Raw genomic sequence first — 13,512 nt, forward strand, 5'->3', positions numbered from 1 at the left:
GCCGGGCGGCGCTCGTCACCGTCCCGTACGGGCCGTCTCCAGCAGCTCCTCGGCGTGCGCCCGGGCCGTCTCCGAGTCCTCCTGGCCGGCCAGCATCCGCGACAGCTCCCGGATGCGCTCCTCGCCCTCCAGGACGGTGACACCGCTGCGGGTGACCGAGCCGTCGTGGGTCTTGGCGACCAGCAGCTGCCGGTCGGCGAAGGCCGCGACCTGCGGGAGGTGGGTGACGACGACGACCTGCGCGGACTGCGCGAGGCGGGCGAGGCGGCGGCCGACCTCCACCGCCGCCTTGCCGCCGACGCCCGCGTCGACCTCGTCGAAGAGGTACGTCGGGACGGGGTCGGAACCGGCGAAGACGACCTCCACGGCGAGCATCACGCGGGAGAGTTCACCGCCGGAGGCGCCCTTGGAGATCGGGCGGGGCGGGGCGCCCGGGTGCGGGGCGAGCAACAGCTCGACCTCGTCGGCGCCGCTCGGCCCGTGGACGACGGACCGGCCGCCGACCTCGATGCCCTCGCTCTCCTCGGCCGCCTCGATCTGGCGGATGTCGACGCTCACCCGGGCGTGCGGCATGGCGAGTTCGGCCAGCTCCGCGGTGACATCGGCGGCGAAGCGGGAGGCGGCGGCGGTCCGGGCGTCGGTCAGCTCCTGGGCCAGGGCGCCCAGTTCGGCGCGGAGGGCGTCGCGTTCCGCCGTCAGCTCGGTGATCCTGTCGTCGTCGCCGTCCAGTTCGGCCAGGCGCGCCGCGCTCTCCTGGGACCAGGCCAGGACCGCGTCGATGTCCTCGCCGTACTTGCGGGTCAGCTGGGTCAGCGCGGCGCGGCGCTCCTCGACGGCGGCGAGGCGCAGCGGATCGGCGTCCAGCCCGTCGGCGTACCCGGCGAGATCGCCCGCGACGTCCGTCATCAGGATGCCGATCTCCCCGACCCGCTCGGCCATCGCGGACAGCTGCGGGTCGTGGCCGCGTACGGCGTCCAGCGCGCGCTGGGCACCGGCGACGAGGGCGGCGGCGTCCACGCCCTCGGGATCCTCCACGTTGCCCGCCAGCGCGGCGTGCGCGGCGCCGGCGGCGGCGGCCAGGGCCTCGGCGTGGCCGAGGCGTTCGGCCTCCGCCGCGAGCGCGGTGTCCTCGCCGGACTGCGGTTCGACGGCGGCGATCTCGTCCAGCCCGAAGCGCAGCAGATCGGCTTCCTGGGCGCGTTCGCGGGCCCGCGTCGTCAGGGTGTCCAGCTCGGTGGCGACCGCGCGCAGCCGCCGGTGGGCGGAGGTGTAGCGGGCGAGGGGGGCGGCGACGGCGTCCCCGGCGTAGCGGTCCAGGGCCTCGCGCTGGCGGGCCGGGCGCAGCAGGCCCTGCTGGTCGGTCTGGCCGTGCACCGCGACCAGTTCGTCGGCCAGCTCCGCCAGCAGGCCGACCGGGACGGACCGGCCGCCGACATGGGCGCGGGAGCGGCCCTCGGCGGAGACGGTGCGGCTGATCAGCAGCGCCCCGTCGTCCAGTTCGGCGCCCGCCTCCTGGGCGCGGACCGCCGCGGACGCCTCCGCGTCCATCGTGAGGCGGCCCTCGACGACCGCCGCCTTGGCGCCGATCCGCACCAGTGCGGGGTCGGCGCGCCCGCCGAGCAGCAGGCCGAGGCTGGTGACGACCATGGTCTTGCCCGCGCCCGTCTCACCCGTCACCGCCGTGAAGCCCGGGGACAGCTCGACTACGGCGTCGTCAATGACGCCCAGGGACCGGATCCGCATCTCCTCCAACACGGATACGACCTTACGAGGTCCGGCGGCCCCCTCGCGACGGACTCCCGTTCCCGCCGCCCGCCGGGGTGCCCGGGATCGTCCCGGTACACCCCGGTACCGGGCGCGGGCCGGTGTCAGTGCGGGGCGCCGCGCCAGCCGGCCACCGGCAGGGCGAACTTCGCGACCAGCCGGTCGGTGAAGGAGGCGTGGTGCAGCCGGGCCAGCCGGACCGGGACGGCGCCGCGGCGGACCTCGACGCGCGCCCCGGCGGGCAGCTCGACGGTGCGGCGCCCGTCGCACCAGAGCACACCGTGCGGCGTCTTGGGCTGCACCTCGACCGCGAGCACCGACTTCGGGGAGGTGACCAGCGGCTTGGCGAAGAGGGCGTGGGCGCTGATCGGCACCATCAGCAGCGCCTCCACCTCGGGCCAGACGACCGGCCCGCCCGCCGAGAAGGCGTACGCGGTGGAGCCGGTCGGGGTGGCGCAGACGACGCCGTCGCCGCCGAAGCGGGAGACCGGGCGGCCGTCGACCTCGGTGACGACCTCCAGCATCCGCTCCCGGGCGGCCTTCTCCACGGACGCCTCGTTGAGCGCCCAGTCGGTGTGCACGATGCTGCCGTTGTTGCGCACCAGCACATCGAGGGTCATGCGCTCCTCGACCTCGTAGGAGCGGGTGACGACGCGGTCGACGACCTTGTCGAGGTCGTCGCGTTCGGCCTCGGCGAGGAAGCCGACCCGGCCGAGGTTGACGCCGAGCATCGGCACCCCGGAGGTGCGGGCGAAGTCGGCGCCGCGCAGCAGCGTGCCGTCACCGCCGAGGACGACGAGCAGTTCACAGCCCTCGGCGGCGCTCTGCCGGGAGGCGACGCGTTCGACGGCGTCGGGCAGCGGCAGGTCCGCGGCCTCCTCGGCGAGGACGCGGACGCCGATGCGGTGGCGCAGCAGGCCCGTCACGACGCGTTCGGCGCTGCGGATCGCCGCCGGACGGCCGGTGTGGGCGAGCAGGAACACCGTCCTCACCTGCTGCTCGCCCTGGTGCGGTGCGCTCTCCTGAACTGCCTGTGTGGTGGTCAACGCGGCCCCTCCGCCACTGCACGGTCGACATCCGCCGGGTCGAGTGCGGGCGCCCCGGCGCGGAGCCACAGAAAGTACTCGACGTTGCCGGAGGGGCCGGGCAGCGGGCTCGCGGTCACGCCGAGGACGCCCAGGCCCAGTTCGGCGGCGCGGGCGGCGACGGCGCGGACCGCCTCGGCGCGCAGCTCCGGGCTGCGGACCACCCCGCCGCTGCCCAGCCGCTCCTTGCCGACCTCGAACTGCGGCTTGACCATCAGGACGAGGTCGGCGCCGGGCGCGGTGCAGGCGGTCAGGGCGGGCAGGACCAGGCCCAGCGGGATGAAGGAGAGATCGCCGACGACCAGGTCGACGGGGGTGCCGTCGATCGCGTCGAGGGTCAGCTCACGGACGTTGGTGCGGTCCTTGACGGTGACCCGCTCGTCGCTCTGCAGGGACCAGGCGAGCTGGCCGTAGCCGACGTCGACGGCGACGACATGGGCGGCCCCGGCGCGCAGCAGGACGTCGGTGAAGCCGCCGGTGGAGGCCCCGGCGTCGAGGGCGCGGCGCCCCTCGACGCGCAGCCCGAGGGGGACGAATGCCGCGAAGGCCCCGGCGAGCTTGTGCCCACCGCGCGAGACGTAGTCCGGATCGTCGGCGTCCTCGCGGACGACCACGGCGGCGCCGGTGGCGACCTGGGTGGCGGCCTTGGTCGCGGTCGTGCCGCCGACGGTCACCCGTCCCGCGGCGATCAGCTGACCGGCGTGCTCCCGCGAGCGGGCCAGCTTGCGGCGCACCAGCTCCGCGTCGAGTCGGCGTCGTGCCACTCCTGCCACCTGTGGTTCAGCTCCTGAGGTCGTTCGTCGCCGTGCCGTGTCCGGCCGGCGTGGGGGCGGGCGGCCCGGGCTGCCCGTCGAGGGCGGCCAGCGCGTCACGCAGCCCACGGTGAACATCCTCGTACACCGCGAGGTGCGCGCCGACGGCGAGGTGGTCGGCGTCGGCGAGGCGGCGCAGCGGGGTGTCGACGGCGGGCTCGCCGGTGGGGGTGAGGGCGACGCCGAGCGGCTGCGGGGCGGCGGGCGCGGCGCTCCCGTCGGGTGCGGCCTGCGCCTCGGGCCCCTCGGGCTTCGGTGCGCTGTCCGGTACAGGGCCGGGATCCGGCGCGATCGGAGCGGCGGGTCCGGGCTCCGGCTCGGCGCTCCGGCCGGTCTCCGCGGTCGGGGGCTGGTGCGGGCGGTGCGGCGGCGGGCCCGGCGTCGGCTGGTGCATGTCCCCGACGCTACCGCGTACCGCCGGGCGGGACCGTAAGGCCGGTGGGCGGGCCCGCCACGCCGCCGGCCGGGGCGGGGCGGGCTATCGTCGGCGGCGATGGCCACTCTCGACCAGTGCCGCGCGGCGCTCGACCGGCTGGCCCGGAACATGTCCGGCGCCGAGGGCGAGGTGCGCAGCGCCGCCGCGCTCGACCGCTCGCTCAGCTGCCGCCTCACCGACCCCGACGTCACGTTCCTGGGGCGGCTGACCCACGGCACCATCGAGGACGTGACGAGCGTGCCGGGACCGCCGCCGTACAAGGCGGAGATCCGGCTGGCGATGTCCGGGGACGATCTGGTCGCGCTGGTCGACGGGGAGCTGGACTTCGCGCGGGCCTGGGGCCGGGGCCGGGTGCGTCTGGAGGCCGGGGTGCTCGATCTGCTGCGGCTCAGGAAGCTGCTGTAGCCACCGCGGGGCGGCGGGCCGCGCGGGCCGCCGGGACGATCAGCGGGGTGCCGGTCTGCGGGTCGTCGATGATCTGGCAGCGCAGCCCGAAGACCGACTCGACCAGTTCGGCGGTGACGATGTCGCACGGCGCGCCCTCGGCGACGACCCGGCCGTCCTTCAGCGCGATCAGATGGGTGGCGTAGCGGGCGGCGTGGTTGAGGTCGTGGAGGACGGCGACGAGGGTGCGGCCCTGTTCCTCGTGGAGGCCGGCGCAGAGGTCGAGGACCTCGATCTGGTGCTGGATGTCGAGGTAGGTGGTGGGCTCGTCGAGGAGGAGCAGCGGCGTCTGCTGGGCGAGCGCCATGGCGATCCACACCCGCTGGCGCTGGCCGCCGGAGAGTTCGTCGACGTACCGCTCGGCGAGGTCGCCGATGCCGGTGGCCGCCATCGACTCCCGCACGATCCGCTCGTCCTCGCGCGACCACTGCCGCAGCACGCCCTGGTGCGGGTAGCGGCCGCGGGCGACGAGATCGGCGACGGTGATGCCGTCGGGCGCGACGGACGACTGCGGCAGCAGCCCGAGGGTCCGGGCGACCTGCTTCGCCGGGTACGAGGAGAGCGCCGCGCCGTCCAGCAGGACCTGGCCGCCGGTGGGCTTGAGCATCCGCGACAGGGCGCGCAGCAGGGTCGACTTGCCGCAGCCGTTGGGGCCGACGATGACGGTGAAGGAGTGGTCGGGGATCTCCACCGAGAGGTCGTCGGCGATGACCCGGCGGTCGTAGGCGAGGGAGAGGTGCTCGGCCGCGAGACGGCTCACTTCGGGGCTCCTGGGGTGGGTTTCGGGTCGGGGGCGGCGAACGGTCAGATCCGTCCGGCGCGGCGCTCGGTGACCAGCAGCCAGACGAGGTAGCCGCCGCCGAGGGCGCCGGTGAGGACGCCGACCGGCAGCTGGTCGGCGCCGAAGAGCCGCTGCCCGGCCCAGTCCGCGCCGACCAGCAGCGCGGCGCCCATCGCGGCGGACGGCAGCAGGTTGGGGCCGGGCGCCCGGGTCAGCCGCCGGGCGAGCTGCGGCGCGGTCAGCGCGACGAAGGCGATCGGCCCGGCGGCCGCGGTCGCCGCGGCGACCAGCACGACGGCGGCGAGCAGGGTGACGGCGCGGACCCGCCCGGTGCGGACACCGAGCGCGCTCGCCGCGTCGTCACCCATCTCCAGCATCCGCAGCGGCCGCCCGTACGCCAGGGTGAGCGGGATCAGGGCGGCGCAGACGGCGGCGAGCGGCCACACCTGGGACCAGTCACGGCCGCTGAGCGAACCGGTCATCCAGGTGGTGGCGCCGGTCGCCTCGACGACGTTCGCCTTGGTCAGCAGGTAGAGGACCATCGCGTAGAGCATCGCGGCGGCACCGATGCCGACGAGGACGAAGCGGTAGCCGTGGATGCCGCGCTGCCAGGCCAGCAGGAAGATCAGCAGACCGGTGACGACACCGCCGACGACCGCCCCGGCGGCGACCGCGAAGGTGCCGCCGTGCAGATAGACGAGGACGAAGAGCGCGCCGACGGAGGCGCCCTGGCCGAAGCCGAGGACGTCCGGACTACCGAGCGGGTTGCGCGAGACGGTCTGGAAGACGGCGCCGGCGATGCCGAAGGCGGCGCCGACCAGCAGCCCCACCAGGACGCGCGGCAGCCGCAGTTCCCGCACGATGAACCGCTGGCCCGCCTCGCCGCCGCCGGTCAGCGCGCGCAGCACTTCACCGGGCGTCAGCGGGAAGTCGCCGGAGCCGATGAGCGCGACGGCCGCGGCGAGGGCGAGGCCGAGCAGCGCCGCCCCGGCGACGACCGCCCGGACGTCCAGCCGCAGCGACAGGCCGCCGGGCGTCCGGAGGGTGGTGGTACGCCGGGTGCGGGGCGCGGTGGTCACGGGGGTGTTCACAGCTGAGCCATCCTCCGGCGCCGTACGAGGTGGATGAAGACCGGGCCGCCGAGGACCGCGGTGACGATGCCGACCTGGAGTTCGCCGGGCCGCGCGGCGATCCGCCCGAGGACGTCCGCGCCGAGCAGCAGCACCGGCGCGAGGACCGCGGAGTACGGCAGGATCCACCGCAGATCGGGGCCGGTCAGCGCGCGGACCGCGTGCGGCACCATCAGGCCGACGTAGACGATCGGGCCGCAGGCGGCGGTGGCCCCGCCGCACAGCAGGGTCACCGCGCACATCGCCAGGATCCGGGTCCGGGTCAGCCGGGCGCCGAGCGCACGCGCCTGGTCGTCGCCGAGCGCCACGGCGTTGAGCGGCCGGGCCAGCAGCAGCGCGACGACCGCGCCCACCGCGAGGAACGGCGCGATGTGCCGGAACGTCGGCATGGTGGCGGTGGCCAGCGAACCGACTGTCCAGAAGCGCATCTTGTCCAGCGCCGCCGAGTCCAGGAGGTTGACGGCGTTGGTGTAGCCGGTCAGGACCGCGGTCAGCGCGGTACCGGCGAGGGCGAGCCGTACGGGCGTGGCGCCGCGGGTCCCGCCGAGGACGTAGACGGCGGCGGAGACCACCGCGGCGCCCAGGAAGGCGAACCAGACGTAGCCGGTCAGCGAGGTGATCCCGAAGACGCTGATCGCCGTGACGACGGCGGCCGCGGCACCGGCGTTGATGCCGAGCAGCCCCGGGTCGGCGAGCGGGTTGCGGGTCAGCGCCTGCATCACGGCGCCGCCGAGGCCGAGGGCGGCACCGACGGCGAGGCCGAGGAGGGTACGCGGCACCCGGACGTCGTGGACGATGACGTCGGTGTCGGTGCCGGAGTAGTGGACGAGGCCGTGCCAGACCTGGTCGAGCGGGATCTGCTTGGCGCCGACGGCGAGGCCGAGCGCGGTGAGGACGGCGAGCACGCAGACGGCGGCGACCAGCCCCGCGGGGCGCACGAGGTGACGCCGCGACGGTGTCACCGGCGCCGGGACCGTGGGGGTTTCGGGGGGACTGTCTACCAACACGAAGAGTTAGGTTAGCCTACCCTCATACTTCTCGGCTCCCCCGCCCCTTCCAGGAAGAAGCACCTCCCATGCGCACCTCCCGCACCCTCACCCCGTCCAGACGCGGCCTCCTCGCGACCGGCGGCGCCGTCGGCATCGGCGCGCTCCTCGCCGCGTGCGGCGGCGGCAGCGGCGGCAAGGGCTCCGGGGCGGCGGACGGCGGCGCCTGGGCGTTCACCGACGACCGGAAGAAAAAGGTGTCGCTCGGTCACACCCCGCGGCGCATCGTCGCGTTCACCGGCACCGCCGCCGCGCTGCACGACTTCGGCGCGGACACCCACATCGTCGGCGTCTTCGGCCCGACCACACTGCCCAACGGCAAGCCCGACCCGCAGGCCGGCGGCCTCGACGTCGACAAGGTCACCGTCATCGGCAACGCCTACAACCAGTTCAACGTCGAGAAGTACGCAAGCCTCGCCCCCGACCTGCTGATCACCAACATGTACGAGCCGGGCGCCCTCTGGTTCGTACCGGACGACCGCAAGAGCAAGATCACCCAGCTCGCCCCGAGCGTCGCACTGACCGCCTCCCGCACCCCGCTGGTGAAGATCATCGAGCGGTACGCGGAGCTGGCCGGGGCGCTCGGCGCCGATCTGAAGGCGAAGCGGGTCACCGACGCCAAGGCCCGCTTCGAGAAGGCCAGCGCCGAACTGCGCGCCGCCGCCAAGGCCAACCCCGTCAAGGTCCTCGCCTGCTCCGGCAGTGCCGACCTCTTCTACGCGTCCAACCCCGGCATCAACGCCGACCTCATGTACTACAAGTCGCTCGGCGTCGACCTGATCGTCCCCGACCACCTCGACAAGGGCGGCTACTTCGAGAGCCTGAGCTGGGAGAACGCCGACAAGTACCGCGCCGACGTGCTGCTGCTCGACAACCGCACGGCTACCCTCCAGCCCAAGGACCTGGCGAGCAAGCCCTCCTGGGCCCAGCTCCCCGCCGTCAAGGCCGACCAGATCACCCCCTGGTCCAGCGAGCCCCGCTTCTCCTACGCGGGCGCCACCCCGCTCATCGAACAGCTCACCAAGGCCGTCCGGGGCGCGAAGAAGGTGCGCTGAGCGGGGGCGATGCCCCTTCGGTGCGGGGCGGCGGGCCGGGCATACGGGCCCCGGCGTGCGGCGGGCCCGCCAGGCGTACGAGGCCGGCGTGCGGCGGGCCCGCCGCCCCGGAGACCCGCCGCCCCGCACTCACATCCCCAGCGCCCGCAGCGCCCTCTCGGTGTCCCCCGCGTACGCGCCGTCGCCCGCCGCCGTCCACGCCGCCGCGCAGAGCGCCCGCAACCCGTCCAGCGGCGCACCGTCCCCCTCGACGACCAACCGGCCACCGCGGTCCGCGGCCCGCAGACCACCGCACCGGAACCCGTCCCCGTCCGGCACCACCGCGGGCTGCTCCACCAGCAGCCCGCGCAGGTCGGCGTCGACATAGGCGGGCCGGTGCGGCGGCGGCGCGACCAGCAGATCGGCGGGCGTGGTCACCCCCGTGAGCACCAGCAGCGCATCGACACCGCCGTTGAAGGCGCCCTCGATGTCCGTGTCGAGGCGGTCGCCGATGACCAGCGGCCGACGCGCACCGGTCCGCAGCACCGTCTCGCGGTGCATCGGCGGCTGCGGCTTCCCCGCCACCTGCGGCTCCCCGCCCGCCGCGATCCGCACCACCTCGACCAGCGCACCGTTGCCCGGCGCGATCCCCCGCTCCCGCGGAATCGTCAGATCCGTGTTGGACGCGAACCACGGCACCCCGCGCTGCACCGCGTACGCCGCCTCGGCCAGCCGCCCCCAGTCGATCCCCGCGTCGTAGCCCTGCACCACCGCCGCCGGATCGTCGTCGGCCGACTCCACCGGCTCCAGGCCGCGTTCGCGCAGCGCCACCCGGAGTCCCTCACCGCCGACGGTCAGCACCCGGGAGCCCGCCGGCACCTGCTCGGCGATCAGCCGGGCCACCGCCTGCGCCGAAGTGATCACGTCCTCGGCGCCGGTCGGCAGGCCGAATCCGGTCAGTTGGGCGGCGACCGTCTGCGGGGTCCGGGCGGCGTTGTTGGTCACATACGCCAGATGCATCCCGCCCTCCCGCGCCGCGGTGAGCGCGTCCACGGCGTGCGGCAGGGCCACGCCCCCGGCGTAGACGACCCCGTCCAGATCCAGCAGCGCCGTGTCGTACCTGGCACCCAGCGCACGGTCACACCCCTTGGGCCGCCCGCGCATCCGCTCCGTCATGCCGCTCCGCTCCTCACCGCCCGCACCGCACCGCGCCCGGTGCGGACCGCAGGCCACCGATACATCCAGCCATGTCCTGGCTCTCCCCCGATCATCCCGCACCGGATCGGCGCCGTAGCATTCCCCAATGACCGATACCGACGGCCTCCGCCTCCTCCCGTTCCGTGGACTGCGCTACGCCCCGGACCGGATCAGCAGTCTCACCGCGGTCACCTCTCCCCCGTACGACGTCGTGGTCCGGCCCGACGGCGTCCGACTGCTGGAGACCGCCGACCCGTACAACATCGTGCGGCTGATCCTGCCCCACGCCGCCGACCCGGCGACCCGGCACCGGCAGGCCGCCACCACCTTGACCCGCTGGCGCGCCGAGGGCGTCCTGGTGACCGACCCGCAACCCGCGCTCTACGTCTACGAGCAGCGCAGCGGCGACATCCTCCAGCGCGGGCTGATCGGCGCACTGCGGCTGGACGGGCCGGTGCTGCCGCACGAGGACGTCATCCCCGAGGTGGTCGAGGACCGCGCCGCATTGATGCGCGCCGCCGCCGCCAACTTCGAGCCACTGCTCCTCGCCTACCGCGGCGACGGCTCGGTGACCGGCGCCGCCGCCGTCATCGAGACCGCCGTCCGGCGCGCCCCGCTGCTCGCCACCACCACCGAGGACGGCTTCACCCACCGGCTCTGGGCCGTCACCGACCCCGCCGAACTCGCCGCGATCGACGCGGACCTCTCCGGCCATCACGCGCTGATCGCCGACGGCCACCACCGCTGGGCCACCTACCAGCGTCTCCTGGAGCAGACGCCCGACGCCGGCGACGACTCCCCCTGGGCCTCCGGCCTGGTGCTGCTCGTCGACACCGCCCGCCATCCGCTCCAGGTCCGGGCCATCCACCGGGTGCTGCCGCATCTGCCGCCCGCCGAGGCGCTGGCCCGGCTCGGCGGCGCCTTCCGGGCCCGCCAACTGCCCGGCGACGCGGCCGCCGCCCTCGCCACCCTGGAGAAGACCCCGGGCAACGCCTTCGTCCTCACCGACGGCACCGGCACCTACCACCTCCTGGACCGCCCCGACCCGCAGCTACTGGCGGAGGCGGTACGCGCCGACCGCCCGGAGCTGTGGCGCACCCTCGACGCCACGGTCCTGCACTCCGTCCTCCTCGACACGGTCTGGCAGATCCCCGACCACCCCTCGCACATCAGCTATCTGCACCACACCGAGGCGGCTCTCGCCCAGGCCGCCCGCCACGGCGGCACCGCCGTCCTGATGCGCCCCGCCACCGAGGAGACCGTCCGCGCCCTGGCCCGCCAGGACGTGACCATGCCCCGCAAGTCCACCTCCTTCGGTCCCAAACCGGCCACGGGCCTGGTCCTGCGCACGCTGGACTCGGCGATGAACTGACCGGAAACGCACGGAGGGCGGGATCCCGTGGGGATCCCGCCCTCCGTCCTTCACGTCATCCGCGACGCGGCACCGGCTCAGCCCCTCTCGGGCGCACCGTCCTCGCCGCCGTCCCGGCGGACGTCGTCCGCACGGTCCTCACCGGCCTCGGCGGCGTCCTCGTCGGCCACATCGACCGCCGCGTCGACGACCTCGGCACCGGCCTCGGCCGCGTCCCGGTCCTCCGCCTCGGACTTCCCGGCCGCGGGCTCCTCGTCGTCCGCCGACTCGTCCAGCGCGTCGGTGAACTCCACACCGTCCAGCTCGGCCAGCCGGTCCGACGCGTCGGTCGTCCCGCCCTGGTCGGCCTCCAGCGCCTTGGCGAACCAGTCGCGCGCCTCGTCCTCCCGGCCGACGGCCAGCAGCGCGTCGGCGTACGCGTAGCGCAGCCGCGCCGTCCACGGGTGCACGGCGCTCGACGCCAGCTCGGGACTCTGCAGCGTCACCACCGCGGCCTCCGCCTGGCCCATGTCCCGGCGGGCGCCCGCGGCCACCAGCCGCATCTCGACCTGCCCGGCCTTGTCCAGCTTCGCCACCTCGGGCTCGCCGGCCATCGCCATCGCCTTCTCCGGACGCCCCAGACCGCGCTCGCAGTCCGCCATGACGGGCCACAGCTCCACGCTGCCGGTCATCCGCCGCGACGCCCGGAACTCCGCCAGCGCCTCGCTGTACTTGCCGACGGCGTACGCGGCGAAGCCCGCCGCCTCCCGCACCGCGGCGACCCGGGACGCCAGCCGCAGCGCGACCCGCGAGTACCCGTACGCCCGCTCCGGGTCCTCGTCCAGCAGCTTCGCCACCATGACGAGGTTCTTGGCGACATCCTCGGCGAGCGTCTTCGGCAGGCTCAGCAGCTCCTGCCGCACATCCTTGTCGATCTCGTCACCGGTGACATCCTCGGGAATCGGCAGCCGCTTGATCGGCTCCCGACGCTCCTCCCGCCGGTCGTCCCGCCGCTCATCCCGCCCACGCCCGGCCCCGTAGGACCGCCGCCCACGGTCGTCGTCACGACGGAAGCCACCGCGGTCGCCGCCACGATCATCGCGACGGAAACCGCCACGGTCGCCACCGCGGTCATCGCGACGGTCATCGCGACGGAAGCCCCCGCGGTCACCACCGGACGGACGGTCGTCCCGGCGGAAGCCGCCGCGGTCGCCACCGGACGGACGGTCGTCCCGGCGGAACCCGCCACGGTCGTCACGGCGATCGTCGCGACGGAAACCACCACGGTCACCACCGCGATCGTCACGACGGTCATCGCGACGGAAGCCCCCACGGTCGCCACCGCGCTCGCCGCCCCGGTCATCACGGCGATCGTCGCGGCGGAAACCACCGCGGTCACCACCACGGTCGTCACGGCGGTCGTCGCGGCGGTCGTCGCGGCGGAACCCGCCACGGTCACCACCGCGGTCATCACGACGGTCATCGCGGCGGAAACCACCGCGCTCGCCGCCCCGGTCACCACCGCGATCGTCACGACGGTCATCGCGACGGAACCCGCCGCGGTCACCACCGGACGGACGGTCATCCCGGCGGAAACCGCCACGGTCGCCACCGCGGTCATCCCGGCGGAACCCACCACGGTCACCGCCACGGTCGTCGCGACGGTCGTCACGGCGGAAGCCCCCGCGGTCACCACCGGACGGACGGTCATCCCGGCGGAAACCGCCACGGTCGCCACCGCGGTCATCCCGGCGGAACCCACCACGGTCACCGCCACGGTCGTCACGGCGGAACCCGCCGCGCTCGCCACCGCGGTCACCACCGCGATCGTCACGACGGTCGTCCCGGCGGAACCCACCACGCTCGCCACCGCGATCGTCACGACGGTCATCGCGGCGGAACCCGCCACGGTCGTCACGCCGGTCGTCCCGGCGGAAACCGCCCCGGTCACCACCGGACGGACGGTCGTCACGGCGGAACCCGCCACGGTCGTCCCGGCGGAAGCCCCCGCGGTCGCCACCGCGGTCATCGCCGCGGAAGCCGCCCCGGTCACCACCGGAGGAGCGGTCATCCCGCCGGCCGTAACCGCCGCCGGACGGGCGCCCGCCACGGTCGAAGTCACGTCGCGGGCCCCGGTCGTCACGCCGGAAACCACCGCGGTCGCCGTCGTCGCGTCGCTGCGGGCGACGCTCCGAACGATCGTCGGAAGAGTTGGTGGGCATCGACGTGACTCCTGTCTTCGGCACTGCATTCATTCTCACGCACCGACCACTTCGGCGCGCTTCGGCAAAACAAAAAGGACCCCTGGTCCCAGCATGAACGCTGGGACCAGGGGTCCTGAATAATTGTTCGGCGGCGTCCTACTCTCCCACAGAGTCCCCTCTGCAGTACCATCGGCGCTGAAAGGCTTAGCTTCCGGGTTCGGAATGTAA

13 protein-coding genes and 1 rRNA gene are annotated in these 13,512 nt (G+C 74.6%); 3 read left to right on the top strand and 11 right to left on the bottom strand.

The window, feature by feature from the left end; translation table 11 throughout:
• Positions 1–15: 15 nt before the first annotated feature.
• The 4 genes from recN to ACZ4U4_RS17295 all read right to left on the bottom strand — a co-directional run bounded on the left by recN (position 16) and on the right by ACZ4U4_RS17295 (position 4,055).
• Entirely contained in the window at positions 16–1,743 is a 1,728-nt protein-coding gene (gene recN / locus ACZ4U4_RS17280) for a DNA repair protein RecN (protein WP_467874613.1), read from the bottom strand.
• Between the two features lie 125 nt (positions 1,744–1,868).
• Complete coding sequence (locus ACZ4U4_RS17285) at positions 1,869–2,756, bottom strand: NAD kinase (protein ID WP_467874616.1); 888 nt, start codon at positions 2,754–2,756, stop codon at positions 1,869–1,871.
• 50 nt (positions 2,757–2,806) lie between these two features.
• Positions 2,807–3,622 carry a TlyA family RNA methyltransferase gene (locus ACZ4U4_RS17290; RefSeq protein WP_467874568.1) on the bottom strand — a complete coding sequence of 272 codons (816 nt, stop codon included), beginning with the start codon at positions 3,620–3,622 and terminating at the stop codon, positions 2,807–2,809.
• 7 nt (positions 3,623–3,629) lie between these two features.
• Complete coding sequence (locus ACZ4U4_RS17295; protein WP_467874570.1) at positions 3,630–4,055, bottom strand: hypothetical protein; 426 nt, start codon at positions 4,053–4,055, stop codon at positions 3,630–3,632.
• A gap of 99 nt (positions 4,056–4,154) precedes the next feature.
• Here ACZ4U4_RS17295 and ACZ4U4_RS17300 point away from each other — a divergent pair, with 99 nt between their 5' ends.
• Positions 4,155–4,502, top strand: coding sequence for a sterol-binding protein (locus tag ACZ4U4_RS17300; protein ID WP_467874572.1), 348 nt, complete (start codon positions 4,155–4,157; stop codon positions 4,500–4,502).
• Here the strand turns inward: ACZ4U4_RS17300 and ACZ4U4_RS17305 are convergent.
• From ACZ4U4_RS17305 to ACZ4U4_RS17315, 3 genes are read right to left on the bottom strand one after another with little or no spacing between them, the layout of a single operon-like run.
• Positions 4,486–5,301 (bottom strand): ABC transporter ATP-binding protein, encoded by an 816-nt coding sequence (locus ACZ4U4_RS17305; RefSeq protein ID WP_467874574.1) that lies wholly within the window; start codon positions 5,299–5,301, stop codon positions 4,486–4,488. The two genes, ACZ4U4_RS17300 and ACZ4U4_RS17305, sit on opposite strands and share 17 nt — an antisense overlap.
• 44 nt (positions 5,302–5,345) lie before the next feature.
• Positions 5,346–6,413 carry a FecCD family ABC transporter permease gene (locus ACZ4U4_RS17310; protein WP_467874576.1) on the bottom strand — a complete coding sequence of 356 codons (1,068 nt, stop codon included), beginning with the start codon at positions 6,411–6,413 and terminating at the stop codon, positions 5,346–5,348.
• Positions 6,410–7,456, bottom strand: a complete 1,047-nt coding sequence (locus tag ACZ4U4_RS17315) for a FecCD family ABC transporter permease (protein WP_467874618.1) — start codon at positions 7,454–7,456, stop codon at positions 6,410–6,412. Before ACZ4U4_RS17315 ends, ACZ4U4_RS17310 begins: the two co-directional genes overlap by 4 nt.
• 71 nt (positions 7,457–7,527) lie before the next feature.
• Between ACZ4U4_RS17315 and ACZ4U4_RS17320 the strand changes: the two genes are divergently transcribed.
• A complete protein-coding gene (locus ACZ4U4_RS17320) occupies positions 7,528–8,553 on the top strand; it encodes an ABC transporter substrate-binding protein (protein WP_467874578.1) in 1,026 nt (341 codons plus the stop codon).
• A 129-nt stretch (positions 8,554–8,682) separates the two neighbouring features.
• On the opposite strand, the gene ACZ4U4_RS17325 is transcribed toward ACZ4U4_RS17320, so the two are convergent.
• A complete protein-coding gene (locus tag ACZ4U4_RS17325) occupies positions 8,683–9,708 on the bottom strand; it encodes an HAD-IIA family hydrolase (RefSeq protein ID WP_467874581.1) in 1,026 nt (341 codons plus the stop codon).
• Between the two features lie 127 nt (positions 9,709–9,835).
• On the opposite strand from ACZ4U4_RS17325, the gene ACZ4U4_RS17330 reads away from it, so the two are divergent.
• Positions 9,836–11,101, top strand: a complete 1,266-nt coding sequence (locus ACZ4U4_RS17330) for a DUF1015 family protein (RefSeq protein ID WP_467874583.1) — start codon at positions 9,836–9,838, stop codon at positions 11,099–11,101.
• Between the two features lie 77 nt (positions 11,102–11,178).
• On the opposite strand, the gene ACZ4U4_RS17335 is transcribed toward ACZ4U4_RS17330, so the two are convergent.
• The 3 genes from ACZ4U4_RS17335 to rrf form a co-directional block, all read right to left on the bottom strand.
• On the bottom strand, positions 11,179–12,057 hold the full coding sequence (locus ACZ4U4_RS17335; RefSeq protein WP_467874620.1) for a tetratricopeptide repeat protein: 879 nt from the start codon (positions 12,055–12,057) through the stop codon (positions 11,179–11,181).
• Positions 11,985–13,151 (bottom strand): hypothetical protein, encoded by a 1,167-nt coding sequence (locus ACZ4U4_RS17340; RefSeq protein WP_467874623.1) that lies wholly within the window; start codon positions 13,149–13,151, stop codon positions 11,985–11,987. Before ACZ4U4_RS17340 ends, ACZ4U4_RS17335 begins: the two co-directional genes overlap by 73 nt.
• Positions 13,152–13,427: 276 nt before the next feature.
• Positions 13,428–13,512: ribosomal RNA gene (rrf, locus tag ACZ4U4_RS17345) — 5S ribosomal RNA — on the bottom strand; the annotation flags it as partial.

The sequence above is a fragment of the Streptomyces sp. NPDC029159 genome (genome assembly GCF_055564055.1).